The sequence below is a fragment of the Gammaproteobacteria bacterium genome, from assembly GCA_029882975.1.
In the GTDB taxonomy this organism is placed as follows: Bacteria; Pseudomonadota; Gammaproteobacteria; order SZUA-152; family SZUA-152; genus JAJDNG01.
The window spans coordinates 163,328-189,847 of sequence record JAOUJW010000007.1 but is presented as its reverse complement, the minus strand read 5'-3'; the positions used below and the strand labels follow the sequence as shown (position 1 = coordinate 189,847).

The 26,520-nt window shown below is 46.7% G+C and carries 20 protein-coding genes, 5 tRNA genes and 1 pseudogene; 22 read left to right on the top strand and 4 right to left on the bottom strand.

Going from position 1 to position 26,520, the window contains the following annotated elements:
* Window positions 1-221 precede the first annotated feature (221 nt).
* The 5 genes and pseudogenes from OEY58_07615 to OEY58_07595 all read left to right on the top strand — a co-directional run bounded on the left by OEY58_07615 (window position 222) and on the right by OEY58_07595 (window position 8,383).
* Window positions 222-4,925 (top strand): YwqJ-related putative deaminase, encoded by a 4,704-nt coding sequence (locus OEY58_07615; GenBank protein ID MDH5325311.1) that lies wholly within the window; start codon window positions 222-224, stop codon window positions 4,923-4,925.
* A 14-nt stretch (window positions 4,926-4,939) separates the two neighbouring features.
* On the top strand, window positions 4,940-5,788 hold the full coding sequence (locus OEY58_07610) for a hypothetical protein (GenBank protein ID MDH5325310.1): 849 nt from the start codon (window positions 4,940-4,942) through the stop codon (window positions 5,786-5,788).
* Window positions 5,789-6,085: 297 nt separating this feature from the next.
* Window positions 6,086-6,457 carry a 2OG-Fe(II) oxygenase gene (locus tag OEY58_07605; protein ID MDH5325309.1) on the top strand — a complete coding sequence of 124 codons (372 nt, stop codon included), beginning with the start codon at window positions 6,086-6,088 and terminating at the stop codon, window positions 6,455-6,457.
* Between the two features lie 38 nt (window positions 6,458-6,495).
* Window positions 6,496-7,242 (top strand): hypothetical protein, encoded by a 747-nt coding sequence (locus tag OEY58_07600; GenBank protein MDH5325308.1) that lies wholly within the window; start codon window positions 6,496-6,498, stop codon window positions 7,240-7,242.
* A gap of 454 nt (window positions 7,243-7,696) precedes the next feature.
* A pseudogene (locus OEY58_07595) lies at window positions 7,697-8,383 on the top strand (IS3 family transposase).
* Window positions 8,384-8,512: 129 nt separating this feature from the next.
* On the opposite strand, the gene OEY58_07590 reads toward OEY58_07595, so the two are convergent.
* Window positions 8,513-9,130, bottom strand: a complete 618-nt coding sequence (locus OEY58_07590; GenBank protein ID MDH5325307.1) for a helix-turn-helix domain-containing protein — start codon at window positions 9,128-9,130, stop codon at window positions 8,513-8,515.
* A 919-nt stretch (window positions 9,131-10,049) separates the two neighbouring features.
* On the opposite strand from OEY58_07590, the gene OEY58_07585 reads away from it, so the two are divergent.
* The 9 genes from OEY58_07585 to OEY58_07545 all read left to right on the top strand — a co-directional run bounded on the left by OEY58_07585 (window position 10,050) and on the right by OEY58_07545 (window position 14,020).
* A tRNA-Asp gene (locus tag OEY58_07585) sits at window positions 10,050-10,122 on the top strand.
* Between the two features lie 4 nt (window positions 10,123-10,126).
* Window positions 10,127-10,200 (top strand) — tRNA-Gln (locus OEY58_07580).
* Window positions 10,201-10,203: 3 nt separating this feature from the next.
* A tRNA-His gene (locus tag OEY58_07575) sits at window positions 10,204-10,278 on the top strand.
* Between the two features lie 492 nt (window positions 10,279-10,770).
* A tRNA-Arg gene (locus OEY58_07570) sits at window positions 10,771-10,847 on the top strand.
* A gap of 9 nt (window positions 10,848-10,856) precedes the next feature.
* Window positions 10,857-10,931: transfer RNA gene (locus tag OEY58_07565), tRNA-Cys, on the top strand.
* A gap of 48 nt (window positions 10,932-10,979) precedes the next feature.
* Window positions 10,980-11,543 carry an HNH endonuclease gene (locus OEY58_07560; GenBank protein MDH5325306.1) on the top strand — a complete coding sequence of 188 codons (564 nt, stop codon included), beginning with the start codon at window positions 10,980-10,982 and terminating at the stop codon, window positions 11,541-11,543.
* Between the two features lie 117 nt (window positions 11,544-11,660).
* The gene (locus OEY58_07555; GenBank protein MDH5325305.1) at window positions 11,661-12,494 is read left to right on the top strand and encodes a sulfurtransferase; all 834 of its coding nucleotides are present in this window, start codon (window positions 11,661-11,663) and stop codon (window positions 12,492-12,494) included.
* 175 nt (window positions 12,495-12,669) lie between these two features.
* The gene (locus tag OEY58_07550) at window positions 12,670-13,017 is read left to right on the top strand and encodes a cytochrome c (protein MDH5325304.1); all 348 of its coding nucleotides are present in this window, start codon (window positions 12,670-12,672) and stop codon (window positions 13,015-13,017) included.
* 310 nt (window positions 13,018-13,327) lie between these two features.
* The gene (locus OEY58_07545; GenBank protein MDH5325303.1) at window positions 13,328-14,020 is read left to right on the top strand and encodes a VTT domain-containing protein; all 693 of its coding nucleotides are present in this window, start codon (window positions 13,328-13,330) and stop codon (window positions 14,018-14,020) included.
* A 6-nt stretch (window positions 14,021-14,026) separates the two neighbouring features.
* Here OEY58_07545 and OEY58_07540 read toward each other — a convergent pair whose 3' ends face one another.
* The 3 genes from OEY58_07540 to OEY58_07530 all read right to left on the bottom strand — a co-directional run bounded on the left by OEY58_07540 (window position 14,027) and on the right by OEY58_07530 (window position 16,943).
* A complete protein-coding gene (locus OEY58_07540; GenBank protein MDH5325302.1) occupies window positions 14,027-14,665 on the bottom strand; it encodes a hypothetical protein in 639 nt (212 codons plus the stop codon).
* 245 nt (window positions 14,666-14,910) lie between these two features.
* The gene (locus OEY58_07535; protein ID MDH5325301.1) at window positions 14,911-16,290 is read right to left on the bottom strand and encodes a hypothetical protein; all 1,380 of its coding nucleotides are present in this window, start codon (window positions 16,288-16,290) and stop codon (window positions 14,911-14,913) included.
* A 191-nt stretch (window positions 16,291-16,481) separates the two neighbouring features.
* Window positions 16,482-16,943 (bottom strand): response regulator, encoded by a 462-nt coding sequence (locus OEY58_07530; GenBank protein ID MDH5325300.1) that lies wholly within the window; start codon window positions 16,941-16,943, stop codon window positions 16,482-16,484.
* 363 nt (window positions 16,944-17,306) lie between these two features.
* Here OEY58_07530 and OEY58_07525 point away from each other — a divergent pair, with 363 nt between their 5' ends.
* From OEY58_07525 to OEY58_07490, 8 genes are all read left to right on the top strand, one after another.
* A complete protein-coding gene (locus tag OEY58_07525; GenBank protein MDH5325299.1) occupies window positions 17,307-19,451 on the top strand; it encodes a multicopper oxidase domain-containing protein in 2,145 nt (714 codons plus the stop codon).
* A gap of 221 nt (window positions 19,452-19,672) precedes the next feature.
* Window positions 19,673-20,422: a hypothetical protein gene (locus OEY58_07520; protein MDH5325298.1), complete on the top strand. Its 750-nt coding sequence runs from the start codon at window positions 19,673-19,675 to the stop codon at window positions 20,420-20,422.
* 129 nt (window positions 20,423-20,551) lie between these two features.
* The gene (locus OEY58_07515) at window positions 20,552-21,484 is read left to right on the top strand and encodes an STM4015 family protein (GenBank protein MDH5325297.1); all 933 of its coding nucleotides are present in this window, start codon (window positions 20,552-20,554) and stop codon (window positions 21,482-21,484) included.
* A 9-nt stretch (window positions 21,485-21,493) separates the two neighbouring features.
* Window positions 21,494-22,687 (top strand): STM4014 family protein, encoded by a 1,194-nt coding sequence (locus OEY58_07510; GenBank protein MDH5325296.1) that lies wholly within the window; start codon window positions 21,494-21,496, stop codon window positions 22,685-22,687.
* A gap of 30 nt (window positions 22,688-22,717) precedes the next feature.
* The gene (locus OEY58_07505; GenBank protein MDH5325295.1) at window positions 22,718-23,530 is read left to right on the top strand and encodes an STM4013/SEN3800 family hydrolase; all 813 of its coding nucleotides are present in this window, start codon (window positions 22,718-22,720) and stop codon (window positions 23,528-23,530) included.
* 16 nt (window positions 23,531-23,546) lie between these two features.
* Window positions 23,547-24,887, top strand: coding sequence for an STM4012 family radical SAM protein (locus OEY58_07500; GenBank protein ID MDH5325294.1), 1,341 nt, complete (start codon window positions 23,547-23,549; stop codon window positions 24,885-24,887).
* Complete coding sequence (locus tag OEY58_07495; protein ID MDH5325293.1) at window positions 24,884-25,729, top strand: STM4011 family radical SAM protein; 846 nt, start codon at window positions 24,884-24,886, stop codon at window positions 25,727-25,729. The genes OEY58_07500 and OEY58_07495 overlap by 4 nt, the downstream gene beginning before the upstream one ends.
* A gap of 225 nt (window positions 25,730-25,954) precedes the next feature.
* A complete protein-coding gene (locus OEY58_07490; protein ID MDH5325292.1) occupies window positions 25,955-26,245 on the top strand; it encodes a hypothetical protein in 291 nt (96 codons plus the stop codon).
* The last annotated feature ends 275 nt before the right edge of the window (window positions 26,246-26,520 follow it).

Here is a 26,520-nt window from a genome sequence, read left to right as displayed (position 1 = left end):
GTAATGGTCAAGTGAAGGTTCAGGTGGATTACAGCAGAGCCCAAGCATATGGCTATGAGTCAGGAAATTACGTATGGAACAGCGGCTGGTTAAATAATTCAGATGCGAAAGAAGGGGCGAGTTTCAGCTGGTTGCCGAACACAAGTACCAGTACATCGACGAATAACAAAATTGGCTCAGTGAAAAGGGTTCAGGTTTGGAAAAAAGTTAATGGGGCCGACGTGCTTGTGCATGATACTAATCGTTTCGGCTATGATAATAATCGCAATGGAAGTTTTGAAAAGCTGAACATATTTTTGCCTGTGGAGATATCTGATACGACGTTGAATTTTGCGTATTGGCCTGAAAACGACCCAGCCACAAAACAAGCCATAGAGGCAACTCGGATGGCGCCAGGTTGGTACCAGGTTGACGCCACCTTATTCGCGGCTGGTCGGTATGGGTACGAATTTTCAGCGACTAAGCAAGTGTGGGTATATGATGGCTACGGTTATTTCGTGAGTACAAGTGTAGCTACTTACAAAGGGGAAGTTACTTTAAGTAAAAACGGTGAATTGTTTTCAGATTCTATTGATTCTCTGCCGATTCCAAATTCCCCTAAAACCAGCCAAGTTCTGGATCGCTGGGGTAATGTTGTTTCAGTCGTTGGGGCTGAAGGTTATGCCATGATCGAGAACGATACCAGCTATTATTCGAGAAAGCGTAGTGCTATGGGGCTTTCATCGAGCGCGGCCGGGCTCAGTGAGGCTCAAAAACAAAGTATTTTGGCGCTATACACTCAAGCCTATAGCTACAACTATCTCAACCAAGTCACAGAAAAAACCGGTCCTGCTACGGATATCTATCGCGAAGACGGAACGCTGGAAACTCTACCGGACAAACAGCGTCCTACGGAGTTCTATTACTACAACAAGCAGGGGCAACAGGTTGTCAAAGTCGATGCCAACAACTATATAACGGCCAGCCAATACAATATGGCCGGGTTGCTGACCCGTGAATACCGTGGACAGCGTACAGTCAACAATACAGTTAAATTGGACGGCGGAATCGTCAAAACCAACTACGATGCTTTTGGTCGTAAAGTTACCCGAACCAATGCCAATGGCCACAACACGGATTACACCTACGATCGCAACAACCAGCTCATCAAAGAACGAACTGTCTTGGAAGGCGGTGCCAACAGCCAGTATGTCACCACACAATATACCTATGATGAGGCTGGCAATCGTACCAGTGTTACCAACGGTGAAGGCGAAACAACTCGTAACTTTTACGATGGTCGCGGTAATCTGATTCGTACCCAATTGCCATCTGCCTTCGGTAATCCCAGATTACAGCAAAACATCTACTACAGCTATGATGCGAATAACAAGAAAATCAGTGAATTGGGTGGTAACGGAGATTATCAAACCTGGAAATATGACGCTTTCAATCGGCCGCTGGAACATAGGAATTTGGGTGGTGCAACCTATGAATACACCTATGACAACCTAGGGCAATTAGCATTGCAAACCAACAGTAATGGTCAAATTCTACGTTATGAATACTACGAAAACGGGGCCTTAAAACGAATTGTAGACGATGCCATACGTACGGAAACCTTTTACGAATATGACATTACTGGAAACCGCATCCGAGAACGCTACACGGATCTGACCAACAATACCATCCACCAGGATGTTACTATTGAGTTTGATCAACTGGGTCGAGTCTCCCGCATCGGTGATACCAAGCATGAAACCGCTTATTTTTACGATGCATCTGGTAATCGTAAACGGGCTACGAGTACCTACTACCTTGGCAACATCTCTTTAGATATCCCGGAAAACATCTCTAAGTTGATAACGGTGGTGAGCCCAAGCGAGGGGAAAACGGATTTTTACTATTCATACGATGCCATGAATCGTATTACCGTCAGTCAAGGGGTGAAAGATCCGGTTACCGGGCAGATCGTTATCTCAGAAAACCAGGGTGTGGAACTGTCCTATGATGCTGAAGGTAACCGTAGCATCGCTACTACCTTTGAAGATATTAGTGGTACCATGACCCAGGTCACCGACTCCTATGTATACACCGCTAATAATCTGATAAAGCGAACCTTCCGTGGCGGTCAACCCAATTGGATACGCGAATACGACTTAGCTGGACGACAACGTCTGTACAGCAAGGTCAGTACCGCCAATCAATCCGAGGAGATGAGAGAGACCGTCTACGACGAAGACGGCCGTATTCAATTGCAAAAAACTTATAAAGGCACCGGCTCTACCTACGAGGGCAAAGTGGCAGGGTCTGGTTTGGCTTTGCAAACGACAGTGAGCTATGACTATCCCGGAGCTTACGATGTTTACGGAAATAACTACAAATATACGTTTGCGGTTCATGTGGGAACGAGGTATACCAACACCTACGAGACGACCTATGCCAAATTCGACTCCTATAAAGAAGAAGCGGTCAATGGTACAAGCACCATACTACGAAATGGCAGTACGACTTCCACCTATGATGTTAATGGGAACTTAATTCGTATCTTGGACGAATTTAACAAGTCTGCCGAACGTAACTATGTAGTTAACACCCAAGGACAAATTCTATCGAAAAGCGAAAACGGAAACTGGGAATACTACTACTACGCTAACAGTTCCCCGGTAGGATCCATCGGGGTGGATTCAGATGGAAAACTGGACGTGGATTTTGACTATAACTACACCCCGGTTTCTGAAACTTATCCCCGATCTACACCCGGACAGTACGTGGTAAATGCAGGGGATTCCTTGCAGTCCATCGCATTAGCTGTATACGGCGATAGTCGTTTGTGGTACTTGATTGCCGATGCCAATGGTATACAAAGTAATGCCAATCTGGTGGTGGGGCAAACCCTAAAAATTCCTAACAATATAAGCAATCTACATAACACCGCTGACACCTATCGCCCCTTTAACTTTGGTGAGGTGATTGGTGATACCTCGCCGACATTACCCGAACCTGTACAACCAGGAATCGATAAGTGTAAGCGGAACGCCATCATTATTATCGTCATAATAATAACGATAGTAGTGAGTATTTACGCGACTCCGGCTGTTGGCAGTAAAGTAGGGGCCGCCATGCTGGGTGCTTTTGTGGGCGGATTGGTCGGGCAGATGTTGTATGTCCGTTACGGTTTTCAAGACAAAATAGACTGGAAGAGTTTGGCTGTGTCTACCATCGCAGCAGGGATTACCGCGGGTATGGCATCCGGTGCCGAGAGTTCGCTATCGAGTACCATGGCACAGGCAGCTTTAAGTAGCGTCGTAACACAAGGCCTACGTGTGGCTATGGGCTTGCAGGAAAAATTCGACTGGAAGGGAGTGGCGATATCTGTTGTTATGGCCGGTATTAGCTATGGTATGGATGGCGGTGCTACCAATGCAGGATCTGTTAACGGGGCCTCCTGGGAAGGATTTGCGGGTGATTTTTTGAAGGGGGTATTCAAAGGAGTTATACGACAACAAATCAGCATGAAAGTCTACAAAGAGGGCGAAATGGATATGTCCGCGATTGCAGCGGATGCTTTTGGTACGGCCATGGGTAATGCTTTGGGTGCCAGCGCCATGTGGAATAGCGTACCCGACGATATAATCGAGCTCAAAGGAGATTATCGCCAGCAATATCTGAAACATCTATTGGCGGGTGTGGACAGGGATACTGCGAGTAGTTTGGTACACAGGGGGGCTAACTTAGATCGAGTCGGTGGTTCAATCAACGATCGAGAAGATCTAATTAGGGATACCTTGAAAGCCCATGGAGCCAAAGATGAGGAAGTTGAACGTGCCCTAAGTTTGCTAAACAAAGACGATGTACTGGGTAAGGTGGCCTCTGCGCAAACGAATTTCGGTATCAGGGCTAGTAGAAATTCAATGTTGGCCAACAATAGCGTGTTAGAGCCAAAAACTATGATACCTGGCGCACCGGGTGGGCTGATATCGGATGCACCAAGCCCACTTCAGGACGTGGCCTCGGATGCGGCCGATGCATTAGAGATGTTGGGTGAAGGGGTGATTGAACTTAGTGAAATGCTAGATAGCCCCTTCATAAAGTACGCTTTAATGGCTGTTGATGTTGCTATGGGTCCGGTTCGCTTTGCGATAAGAACAGCGATAGAAAACTCTTCAATCGGAAAATCCATCGAAGAACTCCAAGCTTGGGCCTTTGACAAAGGGACGGAACTAGTCAGCAAGCAAACCGGGCGGGATAAAGAAAGTTCTGCTAAAATAATGCTCGGAACGATAGCGGTAGGAACCCTGGCGATAATGGGGGGGATGTATCTCAGGCAAAACCTTCCGGGGATGATGAGTCGTTTCAAGCATAAGTTAAATCTCATTATGCGGGAACGTTTTGGTAGACGACTAAATTCTGAGGTGGACGCAGAAGCTAAAGCAAAAATTGCAATAAATGATTTAGATGGAGTGGCTATATCTAAAAGCGGGATACCTGAACTAAACATTAAAAGTAAAACCTTCGAAAACATTCCGTTTTCACTAAGAAAAGGTAAAACTTTTCCTGGTACAGAACGGTTTGGAGATGAGAAACAATTTATGAGGGTGACAGACCCAGACAAATACGTGGATGAGATTGCAAGGCTCTACGCTAAAGAAGGAAATGAGCTGAACCCAATTATGAGAGATAGAATTCGGGAACATGTGGATGGGGGGGTCATCTATGCATTCAAGGACGATAAAGGAGCGAAGGGGTTGCCCGGCCTACATGCAGAAGTGCAGTCAGCTAACGATGTGTTGAATCAAGTTAGAGCCACTCCTGGGTTTGATGTTGGTAGGGTTCAAGTTTCGACCTATAAGCTTCAGGACAGCCCAGGGCAAGGAGCCCCATTTACTGCTTGTAATCACTGTAGTGGAATTTTGGATGGTTTCGATATACTAACTGGTAAATAGTTATGATAGTTTCTATGGGTGATTTAGAATCAAAAGATTCTATACTGTGTTATAGGGAGAACCCCTATACAGGTATTGTGCTGTGTCTTGTTGATGGGGTGGTCGTTGAGAAAAAGACGTGTCGTGCGGGAGTGATCGAAGGTGACTATAGCCTTCCATTTCCGCTGTATGTAACTAGCACTCTCGAGGTGCATGCTGCTTTGCTCGAAGGAGATGAAGAACCTTTTTTGTTTAGTGGTAAGGAATTTAACGGTGTTGCTTACTCGCTTAATAATGGCCGTGATTCAGTTGTGAAGCAGTATGAGAATGGTGAAGAGGTTTCCCTGGCGAAGTACAAGAATGGTGTCCTGGTAAACTTGGAACATGTAGAGTCTGATGGCAGTTTGTCGCAAGACTATGTGTGGGATCAAGCCGGAAACATAGTAGATTTTTCTTTAAACACGTTAGATGATGTTCAAATAGCAATACATTTGGATTCCGAAAGGCGGGTGACATTGCTTACGATATGGGGCGACTATTTTGGGAAGCTGGACTCAATCGGAAATTTGGTATTAGTTAAGAAATTTGATCGTTCCGATTTTGTAAAAAGTATGAGTGCGGGGGAAAGTTTATATCTTTCTGGGGCTGGTGTTTCAGGTGACATGTTTAATGAACTGGTTTTGGATGGTGGGTTAGATCTAACTAAAAAAATCCAAATTTACAATACCAAGATCACTACAGATAGTTTGAAAAGAGTTCTGGCACTAAATAATCTTACCGAAATTTATATCGAGTCTGATGTTATATCGCCTGAGGAATTGCGTGCTTACAAATTGAAGCACCCTGACTGCTATGTTAGATATAATGGAGAAGAAATTTCCTAGCCGAGTACACGTTAACGTTACGCTATATCGTAGAGTGTGACCCAATTTATAAAGCTCTAGCATATATGATATACAAGAACCTTGAATTTATTAACAAGATTGATTTGCCCAAGGGCTGGATCGGAATAGTCGATAACTTTTATGACAACCCAATGCAAGTACGACAAACAGCGCTACAATCGGACTATGAAGAACCACCAGGCATGGTTCCCGGTATGCCGCAAATCGGGGGCGCAGCACGTCGGTGTATGTGCCTAGATAACATTGAGGAGGAGGCGCGCCAAGCTGGAGCATTTATTGGGCATTACCATCGAGAACAATATTTTTAATTTTCGCTATACTTTAGGTTCTTTCACCAAGCGAGCCGTTTGTCACGTAGACGATACCCAGTTCAGTGCCGTAATGTATTTAACATTGCCGGAGCATTGTCAGGGCGGCACCAGTATATTTCGGCATATACCAACAAACAGCTATAGTGCGTCTTGCGAAGAAAATCTGGATTTTACCACTGCGGAATCGTGGGAAGAAATTCATCGAGTCGAAATGCGGTTCAACCGCATGGTGGTATATCCCGGCCAATTGTTTCACTCGGTAACCCCGCCTTTTTTCGGGGACAGTATAGAAAATGCGCGTTTGAGTCAGACCATGTTTATTAATCCATTAAAGTAGCAGCGAGCTTTCAGAAGTATGTAGTAAAGGTATTTTTCATGATCAGCTTCACACTCTCCATGCGCGGTAAACTCAGCGAGCAGGCCTTGTTACCATACATTTCCGATTATTATCGATCGATCCCCCACGCCAATATCGACAGCGTATTTGGTTTCGTAGAAAAGTCCACATTGTATGGTGGGCGCCAGTTTGTTTGCGCTGAAATATCGCCTAAAGACGTGCAAGTGCTCTACCAGCTAGGGATTGGGCTTCGGTTGCCTCTGACTAATAAATATGTTGAAAGAAACGACTATGAAGATAACAGAGCCTTTTTAGAAAAATATCATAGAACCGGTAACTCCGTAATTGTTGTGAGTGATGACCTGGCGAAGTGGATCCGTGCGGAATACCCAGACTATCACATAGAGGCGAGCGTAATTAAGAACATAAAACACAACAAAAAAATTGAACGCGCTTTAGAGATCTATGACACCGTCGTATTACCGGCAAAATTGAGCAACGACTACTCGTTTTTGGAAAAAGTTACCCACAAAGAGTCCATTCGCTTATTCGCCAATGCCGGGTGTGCCTATAACTGTCCCTCAAAGATTTGCTACAACTATATGGCAAAGTCTAATTTAGATGAGACACACAAGCTATATAGCAACGCCTTTGCTTGTTCCAAGACCCTCCTGCCTCGCAAGGAACTGGGTATGGTGGAATTTGATGTGGCAAGGTTAAGCTATATGGGATTCTCGAAATTCAAATTGTTACGCTCAAACGAAGACTCGGGAACGGGGTTTTGATTTGAGCGACGCACGGAACTTTCCATTTAAACTAAAACTGTCAAGAATCTGCAGCTGAGAAACTTCCGCTTTCTGTTCGTTATTTGATCACAAACTGGGCCTTCTGAAAAACCATCCAAAACGGTTTTCAATAAATATGAGGCAATGATCTGCAGTCTCCTTCCGAATCCACTCGAGTTGTACATAAATAACCCAGAACTGATCTGTTTATAACCATTTCAAAAAATTTTTCATTTTTCGCTAAACAAATTCCGAAATCCTTGGATAAGTAATTATCGAAGCACTAACGCCCAGGGGGTAGTCCGGGTGTTAGTGCTAAATCACAAAAAAGTATTAAACGGAAACTTTATATAGGGGAAACGCAATCATGGTCGCAGTGATTACGGGTGAAAATCTGGGAATATCCACCGGTTCATTGACAACAACAGGCAGCGACGGATCGGCCAATCTGGGGGGTAGCCGGGGGCTGATGAAAAAGTTACGCGAAGAAGGCTTTGAAATTGGACGGTATCGAGTCCGTAAATTGATGGCTAAACTGGGATTGGTAGTGCAGCAAAGGGTGGCCTACAAAACAACCACCCAGCGTAAGCATACCGATGCCGTGGCAGAGAACTTGTTGAACCAGAACTTCAATCCAACCGGACCCAATGAGGTATGGGCTGGTGATGTGACCTACTTGAGGACGGGCGAAGGTTGGATGTATTTGGCGATAGTTATGGACTTGTTTTCCAGACGAATCGTTGGGTGGCATATCGACAAGCGTATGACAACGGACCTGGTAATCAAGGCGATGATGAAGGCATATAACCTACGCCAACCGCCGGAAGGTCTGGTATTTCACAGCGATCGAGGCTCGCAGTACACCAGCAAGCGATATCGAAAGCTACTATCCAGCTACGGGATTCGTGCGAGCATGGGTGACGTAGGGGCTTGCTGGGACAATGCCGTGGTAGAACGCTTCTTCGGAAGCCTGAAGCACGACTGGATCCTGAAGGTGCATCAACCAACAAGAGCACATATGCGAAAAGATGTAGCAGCATATATGAAGTATTACAACCTGGACAGGTTACATACTTCAAACGGAGATCTGTCTCCAATTGGTTATGAAATTAAATTTAGGGAAGTGTCCGGTTTTGCTTGACCAGAACAAACTACCACGTGAGTGAATAGTATACGGAAACAGATGGTTGAATTAAAGTCTGGATCGCTTATTGCTAACCAACAAATGAGCGGTTTTTGGCGGTTTAATTTGACGAGTGGTTGCTTGAATTCACAGGGATTGTTTGGTGTTTTCTTCCATGCTGAACACTCTGGCTATGTTTAATAGGCGTTGACGGTCAGTTACCCCAAGTTCGGAGTATATGGACATCAGCTCCCGAATATCCTCCGGGAAGTTCATGCACAGAGGATCGCTTTCCACGTGTTGTTCGTCGATCCAGCCTTTGGGTTTACTGTAGAATTTTTCGCAACGTCGGGCGTAGCGGTCTATGATGGGTTCAAAGGGATTGTCTAACAGATCCTGAAGTTTGTTTGGAGCTAATCCCAGTGTTTTTAATAGCTCGAGATATCTTGCCTTTGTTTGTTTGGTTTGGGAAACCAGGTAGCTGAGGTTTTGATGACGAATGGCTTGAATGTCGCGATGGCCGGAACGGATGGGGCCGATACCGAAGGTGATCCAGCAAGGTGAGCTTCCGGTCACTTCCGCTATGCGCTCTATGTCGTCAGGGGAAGGAATGGAGATGCCTGCTTCGTAGTTTCCCAGACGCGAAGCGGACCAGTCCCGGAAATGTTCATTCAGTTGAGCAGCGGTGGTGAATCCTGCCATTTTTCGTGCTTGTTTGATTCTGCTTCCAACCTTTACGGCGGTGGGATTTTTTTTGTCTGACATGCATGTCTCTTTTAAAGTGTTGATTAAACATCGTTTCATCTCTTGACATAATAGCAAATATTCAAAAAACAAGAAACTTGAAAAATACCTTGCAATCTTGAAATGTGGAGCTATACTTAGCCACAGTATTTTGGAGAGAAAGATGATTTTTACCATGACTCATACATGTAATTCGCAACCCGGATGGTCTGAAAAGGCGGCCCTTGGCTTGTCTTTTCATAAACCAAGCCGGGTCTGTGTGTTTGCAGCGGTGCACTGTATGCCCATAGCAACAATACGTCATGAACAAAATAGTGCTTATTCGAGTGATCTCGATATGAGTTAGTCTTTCGCTCAAAACTGCGGAAGGCTTATCGAAAAAGATGCCTTCCGCGGAAACCCAAACAGGACCCCGTTAGGCATAAAGCGTAACGGGGTTTTTTACGCCCTTGGAAAAGTGCCCATAGCGGCCATGTTTTTTAACAATTCGGGAAGCGTTTATGAGTGTGGTTTGCCCAAACCGCATTAACGGAGCTGTTTAGTTCTAAACATTAGGTACAACCTTAGGACTTCACACGTGTCATGGCGAATCTTGGCGTGTAATTGCACAAGGCAATGCTCCAGTGGGGAATGAGTGAGGCGGTGTTGTCGCCTCACTCAATTTTTGGTAGTCGATAGTGTTAAGTGGGTAAAGAGTGTTGCAGTAAGGTGCGAGTCCGAGTCCCCGCCGCTATCGGCTGAAAGTGTTTTTTGTAATACGAAGATGTGGCAGCGTCTGGTTGGGTTTCAAGCTGGTTGCGTGATTATTCGTCTCTGCCTGATCACACAGAAGTAAGTAAAGTGAAACCAATGTCAGGAAATTGGGAGTCGGAGTGTGGGAAACCGGCTCGTATTATGAAACATACTTATAATTTAACTGGGTGGCCCCACCACCAAAGATGGGATTGTAGCTCAATTGGTAGAGCACCTGATTGTCGATCAGGATGGTGAGAGTTCAAGTCTCTTCAGTCCCGCTTTTCCCCCTTGGCCTAATGGCAGGGCATCTGACTTTGACTCAGAAAGTCCACGTTCGAATCGTGGAGGGGGAGCCAATGGCGGCTCTAGCTTAATGATAAAGCCCTTGGATGTGACCCAAGAAGATGCGAGTTCGAGTCTCGTGAGTCGCCCCAAATACTATACGCGTCAAATTTAGAGAGTGAACCGGGCAAGCGGACCGGCGTGGCTTCGAATACCATAGGAACTCTTATGAGTTTGGAGTGCAAGTCTTCCACTCTCTGCCAAGTAACGTAGGAAGGTAAACCATCCAAGGGATGGCGCTTGTTGGAAGCAAGCTGGTGCTGGGTGCAGCATGTGGAGCATGTCCACTGCCTTCCGCCATATGGAAAAGGGTGAGTAAACCGTTCGGGGAACGGCGCTGTTTGCTAAACAGTTGGAATCTTCGGGTTTGGGGATCGAGACCTCTGCTCACCGCCAGTTTATAAACATAACCCTGTCAACAAACAGCATTGGAAGGTGAACCGGACCAGCGTGCCGGCGTGGTTTTGAACACCAATGGAACTCATGGAGTTTGGGGAGCATGTCCTCCGCCTTCCGCTATGCTGCGCACAGACAGGATTAGTCTGTAAGTGCGAAACTAATTTTGACCACTAAAGCTATATATCGCTCCTTTAGCTCAATGGAGAAGAGCGCCGGCCTACGAAGCCGGAGGTTGCAGGTTCGAGTCCTGCAAGGAGCGCCATTTTCCTCACATGTCGTGGCTGAAAGGCAAGGCGGCGGACTGCAACTCCGTCCTATGCGGGTTCGACTCCCGCCGGCATGTCCAATTTGACCAACGCTTCCCGGTTTGTATAACGATTAATAGGAGAAAGATGTGATTCCGTTGATTTTGCGATTGGATGTAAGTGGTAGACCTCAAGGGTGGATGCCTTGGGAGCAAGCTGTCGTGGTTTACAGTAAAAATCGCGTATCCTGGAGTGCAGGTGAGAATGTGTTTCGCGTGTATGGCGGCGTCAACCGTGCCAGCGGAGAGCGATCTTTTTTGGATATTCATTCCATTGTGGCGGTTAAAGGAAGATCTAAGGGTTCCCGGTTTAGTGCTGTACCACCTTTGAGTAATCGCGAGTTATTTCGTCGTGATAACCATCAATGCATGTATTGCGGATGTGGGTTTAAGGTCAGCGAGTTGACTCGCGACCATATCGTACCCAGCTCCCGTGGCGGGGCCGACAGTTGGACTAATGTCGTGACTGCGTGTAAACGCTGCAATCATTTCAAAGGAAGCCGCTTGTTGAAGGAGTGTGGGTTGGAATTGTTAGCATTGCCTTACACACCGAATTTTACTGAATATTTAGCGCTCCAAAACAGCGGGCGTATATTGGTAGACCAGATGGACTTCTTAAAGTCGGGATTTTCGCAGCATTGTCGTTGGTTGTAGTTGGTTCTGTCTTGTGGTTCTTATAAGGAACTGAGTCGAGTTCATTGAACTATGCTATGGTGAGTTCTATTATGAAGTAGCGAACTTTTTTCCTCTTATTACTTTGGATGGAACAAAATGTTAATTTCAACCGAACAGCTGACGCAACAAATTCAGGAATCAGGATCGGTTATTGTGGACTGTCGTTTTTCCTTGGCCGATGCTAACGCCGGGCAGAACGCTTATTTGCAAGGGCATATTCCCGGTGCGGTGTATGCTGACTTGGATAAGGATCTGTCTTCGCCTATTACTGCAAATAGCGGTCGTCATCCCTTACCGGATATCAAGCGGTTTTCTGAAACTTTGGGTGCTTGGGGAGTTCACAATGACTCCCATGTGGTAGCTTATGATGATATGGGCGGGGCGGTGGCTTCACGATTATGGTGGCTGTTGAAATGGCTGGGGCATGAAAAGGTGTCTTTATTGGATGGCGGTTGGAATCGCTGGCAACAGGAGCAGCGACCGGTAAGCAATGAACCCGGCTCCAATAGTCCCCAAACATACTTGGCTAAAGCAGAGGCTTCCACGTGGGTGACCACTGCGCAGGTGGAAGAGGATATGGCCGCACAGCGTATTTGTCTGGTGGATGCCCGGGCAACACCGCGGTTTCTGGGAAAAGAGGAGCCGCTGGATGCGGTGGCGGGGCATGTGCCTGGCGCTGTTAATCGACCCATGCAGTTAAATCTGGGAGGAGATGGCGGATTTCTACCGGCCGAAGACTTGCGGGAACAATTTGCGGCTTTGGTGGGCGATACGGCAGTCGACGCCGTAGTCCATATGTGCGGATCCGGGGTGACGGCCTGCCACAATTTGTTTGCTATGGAATTGGCAGGGTTGAGAGGTTCCCGTTTGTATGTGGGTTCCTGGAGTGAATGGATTCGCGATAGCCGTAGAGATATTGTCAGGGAGTGAATTTGCGGCAGAGATTCTGAGTACTTATAGGCTTCCATCTTTTCAGGAAAAGATTTACTCTTACTGAAAATGCGAACAGTGAAGGTCTTGGGGGAATTGGGTGATCGCGATAAGTAGAGTTTGTATAGTTCTTGCACTGATGTATTGCGGCAGTTTGTTCGCGGAAACCAATAAAATGCCCGCTCCGGCGGATGTGGAAAAAGGTAAGCGGCTGTATCAGAGTCACTGCCTTAAATGTCATTTGAAAGACGGAGTGGGACAGGCGCCAATTCCGGTCAATATCAAGTTACCCGACTATATTCCTGCCATGCCTCTGGACGAGACTTCTCATGCCTGGCATCACAGTGATGAACAATTACAACAACGGATTCTGGAAGGAATTCCAAATCATATGCCGGCGTTTAAAAGTGTGCTGAAACCCGAGCAGGCTTCTCATTTAGTATCCTACCTAAAAAGCCTGTGGAGTCGGCGTATTATAGAGCAATGCCAGGGACCTAAGCATATGAGTTGTATGGAGCATTGAGCCTGCTTTAAAAATCACTACTCAGTCCTTTTTGGAGAAAAACAGGTACTTTATTAGAGCGGCAATGCTCAGAATGATAATGAGCCAAAACAATATACCGAACAATCCGTGTCCCATGCCAAACCCCCAGCCTTCTCCCATATCGTGCATGTATTAGCAGCTCCGTTTCCTGGTGTTTATTTAACCGGTTCATTGATCCGGCGCAATTAAAGTATAGCAACTATACTTGGGTTTCGTTCAGAGGCCCCGCTGCTCCCTCTTGCCTTTTTTAACACTTTTAACCCTGGACGGTCCTGGTTAGTAGCTGAAAATGTCTTTTACGTTGGGAACACGATTATTTTTGTTCGTCGGAATCATGGTCTTTTTGATCATGGTATATGTTTTTCTTTCCCGATCAGGGCTGCTTGCGTTTATCGAAACCGGGGACATGAATCGGTGGATTCGCGATTTTGGTGTTTATGGGCCTTTTGTGATAATCGGTATGATGATGGTGGCGATTGTGATGAGCCCCATTCCCAGCGCACCCATCGCTTTGGCGGCAGGTGCGGCGTACGGGCATACGGAAGGTACTCTATATGTTCTCATTGGTTCCGAGCTTGGCGCTATTCTTGCTTTTTATATCGCCCGTTTGGTCGGCGCCGAAACCCTGCAGCGCTGTTTGGGTAGGAACATCAGTGATGAAACGGGCCATGGGGCTTCGGGTGGTTGGTTAGGTTCGCAAAATACCTTAATGGGAATTGTGTTTGTTTCGCGCCTTTTACCATTCGTGTCTTTCGATATTGTCAGCTACGCAGCCGGGTTGAGCCGTCTTACATTTTGGCGGTTTGCTGTCGCGACCTTGGCCGGTGTATTACCGGCCAGTTTTCTGTTGGCTCATTTTGGCAGTGAGCTGGTTTCCGGAGAAAGCGATAGAATTGGTATGACGCTGGTGCTGCTACTAGGGATTCCGGCGATCATTTTCTTGATTAAATGGGTTGTCGGTATCAAAAACAAAAAAGAATAACCTATGCTACGGGGATAATTCGATAATTTCAGGTAGCGGCAAGGAGATTTGTTCGGTGCCCCAGGGCATGGTGAAACTCAATTTATCGGAGTTGAGAAACTTGGGTTTCATACAGGGGCTGTAGCTGTTTCTGTTGGGTACCCATTGTTCCGGGGGAAAAATCCGAATGATTGACCGGGTAATTTTATTGGTTCCGATTCGGTGTTGCTGTATCAGCCCGAAATCAAAATAGCGGCGACCATCCTCATCCAATTCCATGTCATCGTCATCCCAAGGTTGCCACCATTCACTGCTGCTGTAGGGTAATGTCATGATGATACTGCTTTCATCCGGTGAAAAACAGTAAGTCGCCGCTTCACCCTTCAAATACTGGCACCCCGATAGGTGGCGTATGTCGCTGGATACATCAAACAGCTCATAGCCTTCCTCACTTTGACCGGAGAATATACTCATTAGTAAATACCTTTCACTGGGAGAAGCGAGAAGGTAGCCACCGGCGAGGCCGGCCAAGGGATAAGGCAGCGTTGTGTGCGCCACGACCGTGTCGCTATTACTGCGGACAACCAACTGAACATCTTTTCCAACTTGGACGCTTATTCTACGGCCGCTATTGAGCGAAATATTGGACAAATCATAGTGTTGCATAAAAACTTCCAGTACTTCAGTAAAAGCATAGTTAGTATTGTATACAATTCAAATAGCAAAACTGTGGATTGGTCCCCAAAATTCGGCATTAAGGATTGTTTTTAAAGCGGTTACTTACTGCAATTGCATGTCCATATGGGGGAAGACTGGAGGCCGGTAACAGCCTGGGCGGGGGAGTTTCAACATTGACCCATTGCCGGCCGTTTTGGGCTCAGCAATGGGTATGGTAAGCGTGGGTAGGGGATTTACGAACAGCTACCACCGCTCTCTGCCGGCGTTTGAAAAATGTAATAAAACCGGGATGGATGCACAAAGCGCTGATACTCGCTGCCCTTGAGTCGATATTTCCAGGGCAAGCTGCGAAAATCATAAACCCCTCCCCATTCGGTAAAGCGGGCAGCACCGGCCATTCTGAAAAGTGCTCGGACCGTCCAAAAGTATTTCTTACATGGCTGTAAAGCTTCAGTTGGGGTATGACTATTGCTCTCCAGATCGGTTTTTTTGTAGACCCACTTGCCGGGTATATGACCGCCGGAATCTACATTGATGCCGCTTCTTTGGACCGTATCGGCCTCATAGATGTTTAAGTCATAACGTATATTGGCTATATGAATAGCCGGTTTTTTCAAATTCGCATCCCATTGTAAGGGAAAGGCCTCCCAGCTCAATTCGGGTTGGGTGCTTTCGGTGATGGGAATGCCAAAGTACCAATTGGTGCTGACTTTGTCAGACCCGGAGAGTTTATGGTATTCCTCATCTGTTAGTATACGTAAAGCCGGTTTTAATGCGGCCAGTACATAATCAGGATAGTGTTTGGAAAAAGCTTCTTCCCGATGAACAAAAGCCGTGCTTTTATATTCAGTGTCAGGGCGGTAAAGTAGAGAAAACTCATCAATGAGCTGAGAAGAAACGGATCTCAGTTTGTCGGCCAGCACTGTTCGGAACACAAATTCCCCATCTTTCACCCAATCTTTAACCGGTTTACAGCTTACTTTATGATTAATCTCTATGGGTATCTCTTCGTCCTTGGAGACCATTTTGCCCATAACGGTTAATCGTAAACAATATTTATCTTGACGTTTTACTTTGCCAAGTTCACCGCGGATAAAGGAAATCTCAGTTATACCACTTTCCAGTCTGGGTACGATATTCCCGGCTTTTGATGCCCCAATGAGGGTGATGCGGGCTCCTTGTTGGTCGGCGTACTCGCGGGTAAATTCTATATACTCGTCTTGAATGTCCTTAGGTTTGAGTTCCTTGGTTGAACCGCCTTTTTTGGAAGCTTCGGTACCGGGAATTAACACTTCCACTTGCGCAGTCGCTTCCGGTCCGGCTTTGAGTTTTATACTGTCCAGTAATTGGCAAAGAGCTGATAAATCAGCATCTGATGCTTCGTTTGCATTGGCACAATTTCCAAAAACATTGCTGGCGGCTGCAATTTTGTTATTACTTTGGGTCTCACTGTACTCAACCTGGTTTAGTATTGTGTTGTGGACTTTGACGATGTAAAGAGTTGCGCGTTGAGTGTCGGAATAGTACTTAATACCACCGGCGCAACCGCTGAAAAAAACGAATAGAAGGCATAATGAGACTCGCGAACCGAGTCTGCCAAGTGTATGCTGCATGGTTTCTCCTGCCATTAGCTATTGATGACTGCACGCCAAACGCTGACTATTGAAAGTCGAGCATTAAAGTTATAGAAACAGATGCCATGAGTATAGATGAGATACGTTACCGGTTCAAAGTACTACGCCCGCGACAATGGCGGGCGTTGTTGTTTAGGAGTCGATGTTTAAATTGGTTTCAGTGGATGGTGTTAGCTCACCTTAGGCAGGCGCAGGAAGATCAATTCTTTGGCCAGTTTGTTCAAAGTTTTGCCATCCAGCGGTTTGGGTAGAAAACCGTTCGCGCCGATTTTCTCTGACCACATACGATTGGCAGGAGAATCCGTCCCGCTGACGATGATAATGGGGATATCGCAGGTTGTGCTTTTTGCCCGCAAGATTCGAGTTGCTTGAAAGCCGTTCATCTTTGGCATTTCCACATCCATTAATATCAAATCCGGTAAAAGCTCATCCGCAGCTTGAATTCCTTCTACAACGTCATTCGCTAACAGGCAAGAGAAACCCAGCAGATTGACGGTTTGCTTGGCACTAAATAGAGCGGTTTTGGAATCGTCAATAACCAGAACGGTCTTATTGCTATCTGTGTTCCAGGGTTCTTCTATGCTTGCTATGGGTTTGTTTTGTTTCGACAACATGTTTTTGAGAATGTTCATGTCTCATCACCGTGTTATGTTTCGTGCTGCGGGTTAATTTGGAGCTGCCTCTAATGACAGAATGTCGTCATTTTATTGAAGTAAATTTAACATATCAGCACTGAATTGCAGTGTGGGTGCACGGAAATTGAGATAGAGTTATCAGTTAAATTGAAGCGGCAAAGAATTTAGTGATGAGTGTCACAGTTGGGTCAGGTGGAATATTAGGTATTGCTTAAATAATTATATCCGGAACGGCCCTGCATATACTGCACTTAAGCCATGCTTAAGATAGTTATAACTTGAGTTTAATGTTGAGCGGTCAAAGTAGCCCCCACTATGTTGATAGTGCAGCGTAGAACTTTTATTACTGTTGGGGGAAATATGAATAAGATAACCAGTATAGTGGGTGCTTTACTATTGGGAGGGGCAAGCATAGCGCAAGCCACGCAATGCCCCACCACCAATGTCATTAGTGAACCAGAGTTGTTCCAGTGGACGCACCATCCAGCAACGACCGGCAATCCGGAAGAGTATTACAGCGGTGTACTCGAAATGGGTGAGGCTTCCTTTGTTATTAACGGTGAAACATTAACCACACGTGCCTATCGGCAGGGCGGTGGTAACTACAGTATACCGGGGCCGACGGTGGTTATGGAGCCGGGTAAGAAATACGTTGTGACCTTTCGTAACCTGTTGCCCTATGAGGCACCCAGCCCGGATCACAACGTCTTTAAAGATCCAAACATCAGTAACCTTCACACCCATGGATTACATATATCGCCGGAAAACCCTTCTGATGAAGTTACCCGCGTCATCGAAGGCGGTTATGCCGGGGATTATGTTTACGACATCAGTGCCGATCATATGGGGGGAACCTATTGGTATCACGCGCATCACCATGGTTCAACCTATTTGCAGGCGGCCGGCGGTGCTTTTGGTCTAATGATTATTGACGACAAGTTTGATGGTATCCCGGCTAATGTCGCTTCCATGGTAGAAAGAAAAGTCGTTGTCGCTTATCTGGATCCCAATGCCAGAGGTACCGGAGGCGACACTTTAATCAGTGGAACTCTAGCGCCGTCTTGGACTGTGAATGGTGCCATCAATGGCAACTTGTGTTCTCCGCCCGACTCTTGGCAACACTGGCGCGTATTGCTGGCTGACCGCGACGGCCGAGCTAAGACGTTGTCGGTGGGTAATCAATGTGAGCTGGCATTGATGTCTCGCGATGGTGTATGGCGTACACAGGTACCAAAAATTTTAGCAACCAACTCCATAAGCTTATCCGGTGCTTCTCGTGCTGACATCGCCGTGCGTTGTAGCGCAGATTCACAGATATCCGTGAACGGAAATCCGGTAGCTAGTATTTTTGTAGATGCTGCATTGCCTGCGGATTCCACCTCGCATCCGTTTGCCGCAGACGGTGTTTCTACCTGGGCGTCCAAACGTCCTTCCTACTTGCGTGATTTGCGTGCACAAACCCCTGACAATTTTGAAACAGTCAATATGGGCGCTCGCACCATTAATGGCGCTAAGTTCGATATGAATAGTCCTACATTTGTACTTAACGCGGACGGTATGCAGGAGTGGAGTATTAAAGGCGGTCTGAACCATCCTTTCCACTTACACGTGTATCACTTCCAAGTGGTGGGTAATTGTGGTGGTGATTTTGAAGACGGCGAGTACTACGACACTCTGGCCGGTAACTGTGCGATTCGCTTCGACCTAAATGCACAAACTTCTTCTGTGTTCGAAGGAAAAACCATCATGCATTGCCATATTCTGGATCATGAAGACCAGGGTGGTATGGGTTTTGCGCAGGTAATCGGTGGCTTGGCGCCTCCCACATTCCCGCAAAATGGTGATATAGGCAGTAACTATCAAGTGCGATATCCCATCAATGGTGGTGGCAATGGGGGTGGTACTGCGCCAAATGCACCCAGCGGGTTGAGTGCCGGCGCTGTGTCCAGTTCGCAGATTGATCTGACGTGGGCGGATAATAGCGCCGATGAAACCGGTTTCTCTGTAGAACGTTCCACTGACGGTGTGAACTTCGGTCCGGGGATTCCTGTGGCAGCGAATAGCACCTCCTACTCTGACACGGGTCTGAATGCATCCACTACCTACTGGTATCGTGTCAATGCAGCCAATGGCAACGGCACTTCCGCTTATTCTAATGTGGCCAGTGCCACTACCGCGGCGGGTTCCGGCACCGCAACTGACGTACAAGTAGGGTCCATCAGCTTAAGATCTGTAAATGTTGGTGGCGGTCGTAGAGTGGGCGAGGCAACCATACAGTTGCTGGATAACCAGGGTAACCCGGTAGCCGGAGCGGTAGTTAGCGGTGAGTTCACCGGTGATATCACCGAATCCGCCGACGGTACCAGTGATACAAGCGGCACAGCTATTGTCACCACCACCGGTACAGGACAAGGTGGCTTGACCTTACAATTTTGTGTCACCGGCATCAATGCCGGAAGCCTCCAATACAACCCGGTTCCGGGGCAGGATTGCGGATCCATGTAAAGCCTGAGTAGCATATTGTTAACCGCAGGAAAGGCAGCGTAAGCTGCCTTTCTTGTTTTAAAGTAAAAGTGTTGATGAGAAATTCGAAACCAAAAAAGATTTCACTTTTGTAAATATAGTTAAAGTATTGTGAATCTTATTTGTTTCGTATTAACGCTGTTTCCTGGTCTGCTTCATAATAATGCACGGTTGTTAACTTTTACTCAGCAGGGAATTCGATTATGAAACGTATATTGGCAAGAGTGGAAAGGGTCTCTAAGCAATTGGAGCAATCCGCACTGTGCGGCTGGCTGCGCGAGGACGATGATGCAGAAGACAAATTGAAATTTGTTCCGTCGATGCTGTTTTTCGTCTTGGGATTTAAGGATATCCTTGAGTCCATGTCAGTGAGTGAGCCCGGTACATATTTGGAGCTGGAAGTGAATACCCATTGTCTTGAAGACATGGATCACTGGAAGTGGTACTTGGAGGATCTTGGGCGTTTGGGATTTTCTGAGAAGTCCTGGGGACCGAGTAGTTTCAGTATCATAGAGAATATATGGAGCAGCAAGAGTTTTGTGGTCCGGGACCTGGTTTACACCACAATTTACCATGTGAAACGCCATAATAATCCTCTCATTTCCCTGGTCACCATTGAGATGCTGGAAGCGGCATTTGGTGTGTTTATTGATAGTATGAAAGATCAACTGCAACATTCCGGTCTGTATAATCGCTTACAGTACTTTGGGAAATTGCATGTCGACAAGGAACTGGCCCATTCCCGAGGAGCGTGGGTCAACGGAGAGCGGATTTTTCCCAATGAAAATTTCAAGAAGAGTGAACTGGACAATGTGACCTGTGCTTTACTGGAAGATGTCGTAGACGATATTGCAGGGAAAATGCTTGACGTGTTTAACTACTGGTTTCACTCAAGACACGATTTTGTCCGGTATCAACCGAAGAAAAACAACCTTGTCAGTCCCGTGCAGTAACGGGGCGACAAAAATGCGATACCTCTCGGCGCCTGTAAAGGCGCCTTTTCTTTATGCGAACAAAATCTTGGTCAAATAGTTCTCCTTGCTTATACTTGTAGGGAGTCGAGTGATACTACAGGGGGATGTATGACCATAGATGAACACGCAGAAATATTTAATGGATCTAAAGTGAGCGATTACGATCCCAGTGTGGGAATAGGGGATACGGAATTGGCTTATCGCCTGTCTTTGGACTGGGACGACATGGATGCGGGAAAATCTTTTTCGGATCTATTGCAAAAGTTTCTTGAAGATGCCAATGCGGGGAAGATTCGTTCATTGGTGATCGGTTGTTGGGGGGAGCCCTATGAAAACCCGCCGACCGCAATCATTCAGTCGTTAACACAGAACAGTAAGCTGCTCACGAGTCTCGAGGCGATATTTTTCGGGGACATCATTGGGGAAGAAAGCGAGATATCCTGGATAGAACAAACGGATTATCGGGAATTCTTTGCTGCGTATCCCCGTATTAAGTGTTTTCGTGTGCGGGGTGGTCAGGGATTGCGTCTGAGCCGTATGCAGTTGTCGTCTTTGGAAAAGCTGGTTGTTGAAACCGGAGGGTTGCCTGCGTCTGTGCTGGAGGATATAAAGGCTGCTGAATTACCGGCGCTAACCCATTTGGAATTGTGGCTGGGTTCGGATCAGTACGGTTTTGACGCTTCCGTGGATGATATCGTATCTTTGCTGGAAAAACCCATGCCCCACTTGCGCTACTTGGGATTGCGCAATTGCGAAATTGCCGACGAATTAGCGCAGAGAGTGGCTCAGAATGGAATTTTGAAACAGCTGCATGTGTTGGATATGTCGCTCGGCAATATGTCGGACACAGGCGCAAACGCTTTATTGGAATCCCCGTTGGTCAGAGGTCTGCAAGCATTGGATTTGCATTTTCACTATATCTCAGATGAGCTGCAGCAGAAATTACGTAAACTGGATGGTGTTAGCGTGGATGTGAGTGATCAACAGGAAGATGACGTGGATGGGGATGAAATTTATCGTTACATCGCGGTTGCAGAGTAAATTTCTATTGTGGTTGATGGCAACAGTACAGCCTGGTTGCTGATTGGCAATATCCCCGGTGCGCGTGTTTCCGGGTTTTTGCAGGCATTGCAATGTGAGGATGGCTGTGTGGTGAACGCAGTGTCCTACCAAAAGCTGCTGCCAAGTCCTCGGCGAGTAATGCAGGAAACTTTACGCCAATTTAAGAACCATAATACATTAATGGTTCGCTTGGATGCCCCGGGTGAAAATACTGCCGTTTTGAGCGGCTTAATCGGCCTGGGGCAGTCTTGTCCGGACATTGGCGTAACCACGAATAAATCCGTTCAATATCTCGAGCATGGCGAGCTCAAGCATATCGACTTCCAGTTTTTCGGGTTTCAATGGCTGTTACTGCAAGTGGAAGGTGTATTAAAGGATTTCAGCAAAGAAAATGGTGTAGAAATTATCTACATGAACCCGCCGCGGCTTATTGCCGCCATGGCCGATAAATGGGACTGTCAGCAGCGTTTGAAGCTAGCGGGTGTGCGCACGCCACGGTTGTTGGGGGTGGTGCGAGACATGGAGCATTTGCGTGAATTAATGTGCTCTAATAACATGTGGCGCGTGTTTCTCAAACCACGATACGGCTCTTCTGCCAGTGGTGTTGCTGCGCTGCAAATCCATCCTTCAGGAAAGTGGCTTAGCCTGAGTGGCAGCATAGAAGTCTGCTCTAAGTCGGAGAGATTGTACAATTCTCTGAAGATTCGGCGCTATACGGATGCGGCTTTAATTGAGTACATTGTGAATCATTTATGCCGTGATCAATTATATGCCGAACAATGGATCCCCAAATCGCGTCTGGGCAATAAAGTCTATGATATTCGCGCTGTGTGTTTGCGCGCTGTCGCAGACCACTATGTGGTTCGTTTGAGCAATTCGCCGTTAACGAACATGCATTTGGGGAACAGCAAGCAAGCTTTGTCTGCCTTGAGGTTGTCATCCTGGCAACGGCAGGCATTGGATTGTACGGTGGCGCAGGTCAGCGCTTGTTTTCCAAGCGCTCTCTATATGGGTATTGACGTGTTGTTGCCGCGAGGGTCGTCCAAGCCGGTGGTGTTGGAAGTCAATGCCTTTGGTGATCAAGTCAATGGGAGTTTGTCTCGGAGTGGCCAGGTGTACGCACGACAAATTGCCGCGATGAAATGTGTGTTGCAGTCGACGCGACAGGGGCACTATGTTTGAAACTATGGAAAATATAAAGATGTTAAACCTATGATGAACGTTAAACCTATGTTAGGCAGTCATGACTTTGTGATGATTACCCTGGATACCTTGCGGTTTGACGTTGCTCATCAGGAATATACAGCAGGTCGCTTACCCAATTTGAGTCGCGTTTTGCCGGAACATGGTTGGGAGAAACGCCACTCACCGGCCAGTTTCACTTATGCGGCACACCATGCTTTTTTCGCCGGGTTTTTGCCCACACCTGTATCACCCGGACCGCACCCGAGGTTGTTCGCTTTGGCTTTTCCGGGCAGCGAAACCACCGGTGAGCAGACGTTGGTATTTGATGCGCCGGATATCATCAGTGGATTCCGGCAGCAGGGCTACTATACCGTATGCGTTGGTGGAGTTGGCTTTTTTAATAAGCGTACCCCTTTGGGACGGGTGTTGCCGGATTTATTTGATGAAAGCCATTGGTCAGAAGCCATGGGCGTGACTGCGCAAGATTCCACGGCATATCAGGTGAGGTTAATCCGTCAATCCTATGCCCGGTGGAAAGAGGGTAGTAAGGGCAGGGTGTTTTTGTTTCTCAACATCTCCGCCTTGCATCAACCCAACTGTTACTACGTTCCAGGGCAAAGCAAAGATAATCTCGATTCTCATGCGGCCGCCTTGCGTTATGTAGATATGCAATTAGGAAGTTTGTTTGAGTTTTTGTCTACACAGGGTAACAGTTTTTGTGTGCTTTGCTCGGATCATGGTACGGCATACGGTGATGACGATTATCATGGGCACCGTTTGGGGCATTCGAGTGTTTGGGATGTGCCATATGCGCAATTTGAATTAACAACACAATCCTAAGTCAGGGGAAAGCCCAATGCAGCAACCTTTAAGTCAATGGTTACAACAATCTCCCTATCAGGCTTATTCCTATTCCTATCCTCATAAAAGTGCTTATCGCGTTTTTCAGCAACCGCAGTCCTTGCCTCATGTGTGGAGTGAAGAAGATACCAAGGCGCTGTTTCTTTATGTGCATATTCCCTTTTGTGAGATGCGTTGTGGTTTCTGCAATTTGTTTACTTTATCCCGGCCTAGAGCCGTGTTGCAGCAGGAGTATGTGAACGCGCTGTTGCGACAGATTCGCAGCATTGCTCCGGTTTTTGAAAAAGCGCAGTTTGCGCGTTTTGCCATGGGAGGAGGTACGCCGACCTATTTAAGTGTGGAGCAATTGGATCAAGTGTTAAGTGTTGTTAATGCCTTACCGGGCATGGATACACAGGCGATTCCGGTGTCTGTGGAGGTATCACCTCTAACCGCTACCCGGGAAAAACTGGCATTGTTGCGGGATTTCGGTATTGACCGTATCAGTATGGGAGTGCAGAGTTTTGATGATGCTGAGGTGGGTCTGTTGGTGCGTAAACAATCCCGTGCCCAGGTGGCTACGGCGTTGGAGAACATACGTCTCTGGAACTTTCCTGTTGTCAATTTGGATTTGATCTATGGTATAGCCGGACAAACCCCTAAAAGCTGGTTGGTTTCGTTGCAGAAGACCCTGGAGTTTCAACCGGAGGAGATTTATCTTTATCCTTTATATGTGCGTCCTTTGACAGGTTTGAATCGAATGGAAAGTCAGTTGGGCAAAGTCCTTACCATACAAGACCAAAGGCAGGAGCTTTATCGGCTAGGCCGGGATTATTTGTTGGCAAACGGTTACGAGCAATTGTCCATGCGCATGTTTCGCTTGCGTCACACTGTAGCGGGAAATGGGCCGGTGTACTGTTGTCAGGAAGACGGTATGCTGGGCTTGGGCAGTGGCGCCCGGTCTTATACGCGAGCTTTACATTACTCCGGGGAATATGCGGTGGGACGGGAGCCAATCAAAAAAATCATTGATGGCTATTGTGATAAAAGCGAGCAACAGTTTTTGCAGGTAGACTACGGTATCCGGCTGAGCCTGGAAGAACAAAAACGCCGTTACCTGATTCAGTCGTTGCTTTTGCTTGAAGGCTTGAACACTTCCGCCTATTTTCGACGTTTTCAAAGCGCCGTATGGCAGGATTTTGCCTGCTTGTCAGAGTTGTTGCATCTGTCGTTGGCACAAAAGCAAAATGGCCGGGTTACACTTACGGCTAAGGGTATCGCTCATTCGGATAGTATTGGGCCGTGGTTGGCGTCGGCGCAGGTTCGGCAAAAAATGCAAAGCTTTGCCTTACGATGAATTTCAATATTTTGTACCGGGGCTATCTATCCAGTTGTAACTTTAGTTGTGACTATTGCCCTTTCGCCAAGCAGCAAGATGATAAGTCCGCTCGGGAAAAAGATCAGCACGCATTGCGTCGATTTGTGCAATGGGTACAGAGGAGTCAATATGATCTCAATGTGCTGTTTACTCCCTGGGGTGAGGCACTGATCCGAAAATGGTATCAACAAGCCCTAGTGGAATTGTCCCATTGCGCCTCAGTGAGAAAAGTAGCCGTACAAACCAATTTGAGTTGCAAACTGGATTGGTTGCGTCAATGTAAGACAGAGACTACGGCGCTTTGGGTGTCGTATCATCCCAGCGAAATGGTTCTAGATTCCTTGCTGGTTAAATGTGAGCAACTGCTGTCTATAGGGATCCGCTTCAGTGTGGGCATGGTAGGTCTAGTGGAGCATATCCCTGTGCTGCAACAGCTAAGAAAACATTTGCCCAATTCGGTGTATGTGTGGGTGAATGCCTGTAAAGCGCCGGCGGTTAACTATTCCGCCGCACAGATACAACAAATTGTTTCCATTGATCCTTGCTTTGAAGACAATTTGCGGAATTATCGGTCCCTGAATGAATTGTGTTTTACCGGCGAGGATACTTTCAGTGTCCGCGCTGACGGTGGTGTTAGTCGTTGCCATTTTACAGCGGAGGAGCTGGGAAATATTTATGAACAAGATCTGCTGGACTTAGTGGGCGAGCGTCCGTGCCCCCGGGGCGTGTGCGATTGCCATATTGGTTATGTGCATATGAAACGTTTAAATCTAAGAAATAAATATAAAACAGGATTGTTAGAGCGAATATTGTATATATGAAAATTCTAATTTGGAAATCGTACTAGGGTGATCCCCTAGGTAAGTGGGAGTTGACTCCAGATTTACTTACGCGATTTGACACATTTTGGGAAGTTTTGTCTTAATCGCCCTGTAGCGTGTAGGTGGATAACCGACATGCCGACATTTTTTTCTTGCACCAAAAATAATTCCAGGCATAATTAATTGACCAAAACAGGGGGTTGGTAATCGGGGGCGGTTATCTTTATGTTTCGTATCTATCACAGTTGTCGTAGTGGCGTCATATCGTTAGCACTGGCATTTGTGCTGATGCAGTCTTATGTGCTTTATACGAGCACCTACCATGTGTTACATCATTCTGTGCCCATGTGTCCCGCCTGTGTGGCTATCAAGAATTATCAAGGTGCTGCTGTCAGTACGGCACAATTCGTTATTGCTGCTTTTTCTGACATCAGCATTGTAGAGCAAACCCTCCCGGAATTATTTCAAACATTAGAATTAAAATATCTATCCAGGGCACCTCCTGCCCTTCGGTAAATCTCATCATAAGCAAGTTTTCAGGGATGACAGTTTGTCCGGATTTAATGGGCAAGGGGAAGTTGACAGTTGGATCTGTCAGGTAGTCTTTGAAAATAAGTAGTGTCCCGGCGGTGTCTATTGCGCAAACCGTCCGGAAAAACAAATCTTCTACGCTGTTATATAGACCGCAAAGTTGTACTCGAAATGAGTAGCGGTTTTGCCAGGGACAATGGTTGGTGTGCTCTAATTTTGTATGGGCTTCGCAACTGTTGAAGAGGGCGGGAATATGCAGA

Excerpts from the sequence above, each read along its gene's own strand:
- OEY58_07550 (MDH5325304.1), top strand. The coding sequence starts at position 12,670 with ATGCCCGCTCCGGCGGATGTGGAAAAAGGTAAGCGGCTGTATCAGAGT.
- OEY58_07525 (MDH5325299.1), top strand. The coding sequence starts at position 17,307 with ATGAATAAGATAACCAGTATAGTGGGTGCTTTACTATTGGGAGGGGCA.
- OEY58_07515 (MDH5325297.1), top strand. The coding sequence starts at position 20,552 with ATGACCATAGATGAACACGCAGAAATATTTAATGGATCTAAAGTGAGC.
- OEY58_07545 (MDH5325303.1), top strand. The coding sequence starts at position 13,328 with ATGTCTTTTACGTTGGGAACACGATTATTTTTGTTCGTCGGAATCATG.
- OEY58_07535 (MDH5325301.1), bottom strand. The coding sequence starts at position 16,290 with ATGCAGCATACACTTGGCAGACTCGGTTCGCGAGTCTCATTATGCCTT.
- OEY58_07505 (MDH5325295.1), top strand. The coding sequence starts at position 22,718 with ATGATGAACGTTAAACCTATGTTAGGCAGTCATGACTTTGTGATGATT.
- OEY58_07610 (MDH5325310.1), top strand. The coding sequence starts at position 4,940 with ATGGGTGATTTAGAATCAAAAGATTCTATACTGTGTTATAGGGAGAAC.
- OEY58_07500 (MDH5325294.1), top strand. The coding sequence starts at position 23,547 with ATGCAGCAACCTTTAAGTCAATGGTTACAACAATCTCCCTATCAGGCT.
- OEY58_07555 (MDH5325305.1), top strand. The coding sequence starts at position 11,661 with ATGTTAATTTCAACCGAACAGCTGACGCAACAAATTCAGGAATCAGGA.
- OEY58_07600 (MDH5325308.1), top strand. The coding sequence starts at position 6,496 with ATGATCAGCTTCACACTCTCCATGCGCGGTAAACTCAGCGAGCAGGCC.
- OEY58_07540 (MDH5325302.1), bottom strand. The coding sequence starts at position 14,665 with ATGCAACACTATGATTTGTCCAATATTTCGCTCAATAGCGGCCGTAGA.
- OEY58_07490 (MDH5325292.1), top strand. The coding sequence starts at position 25,955 with ATGTTTCGTATCTATCACAGTTGTCGTAGTGGCGTCATATCGTTAGCA.
- OEY58_07495 (MDH5325293.1), top strand. The coding sequence starts at position 24,884 with ATGAATTTCAATATTTTGTACCGGGGCTATCTATCCAGTTGTAACTTT.
- OEY58_07530 (MDH5325300.1), bottom strand. The coding sequence starts at position 16,943 with ATGAACATTCTCAAAAACATGTTGTCGAAACAAAACAAACCCATAGCA.
- OEY58_07590 (MDH5325307.1), bottom strand. The coding sequence starts at position 9,130 with ATGTCAGACAAAAAAAATCCCACCGCCGTAAAGGTTGGAAGCAGAATC.
- OEY58_07520 (MDH5325298.1), top strand. The coding sequence starts at position 19,673 with ATGAAACGTATATTGGCAAGAGTGGAAAGGGTCTCTAAGCAATTGGAG.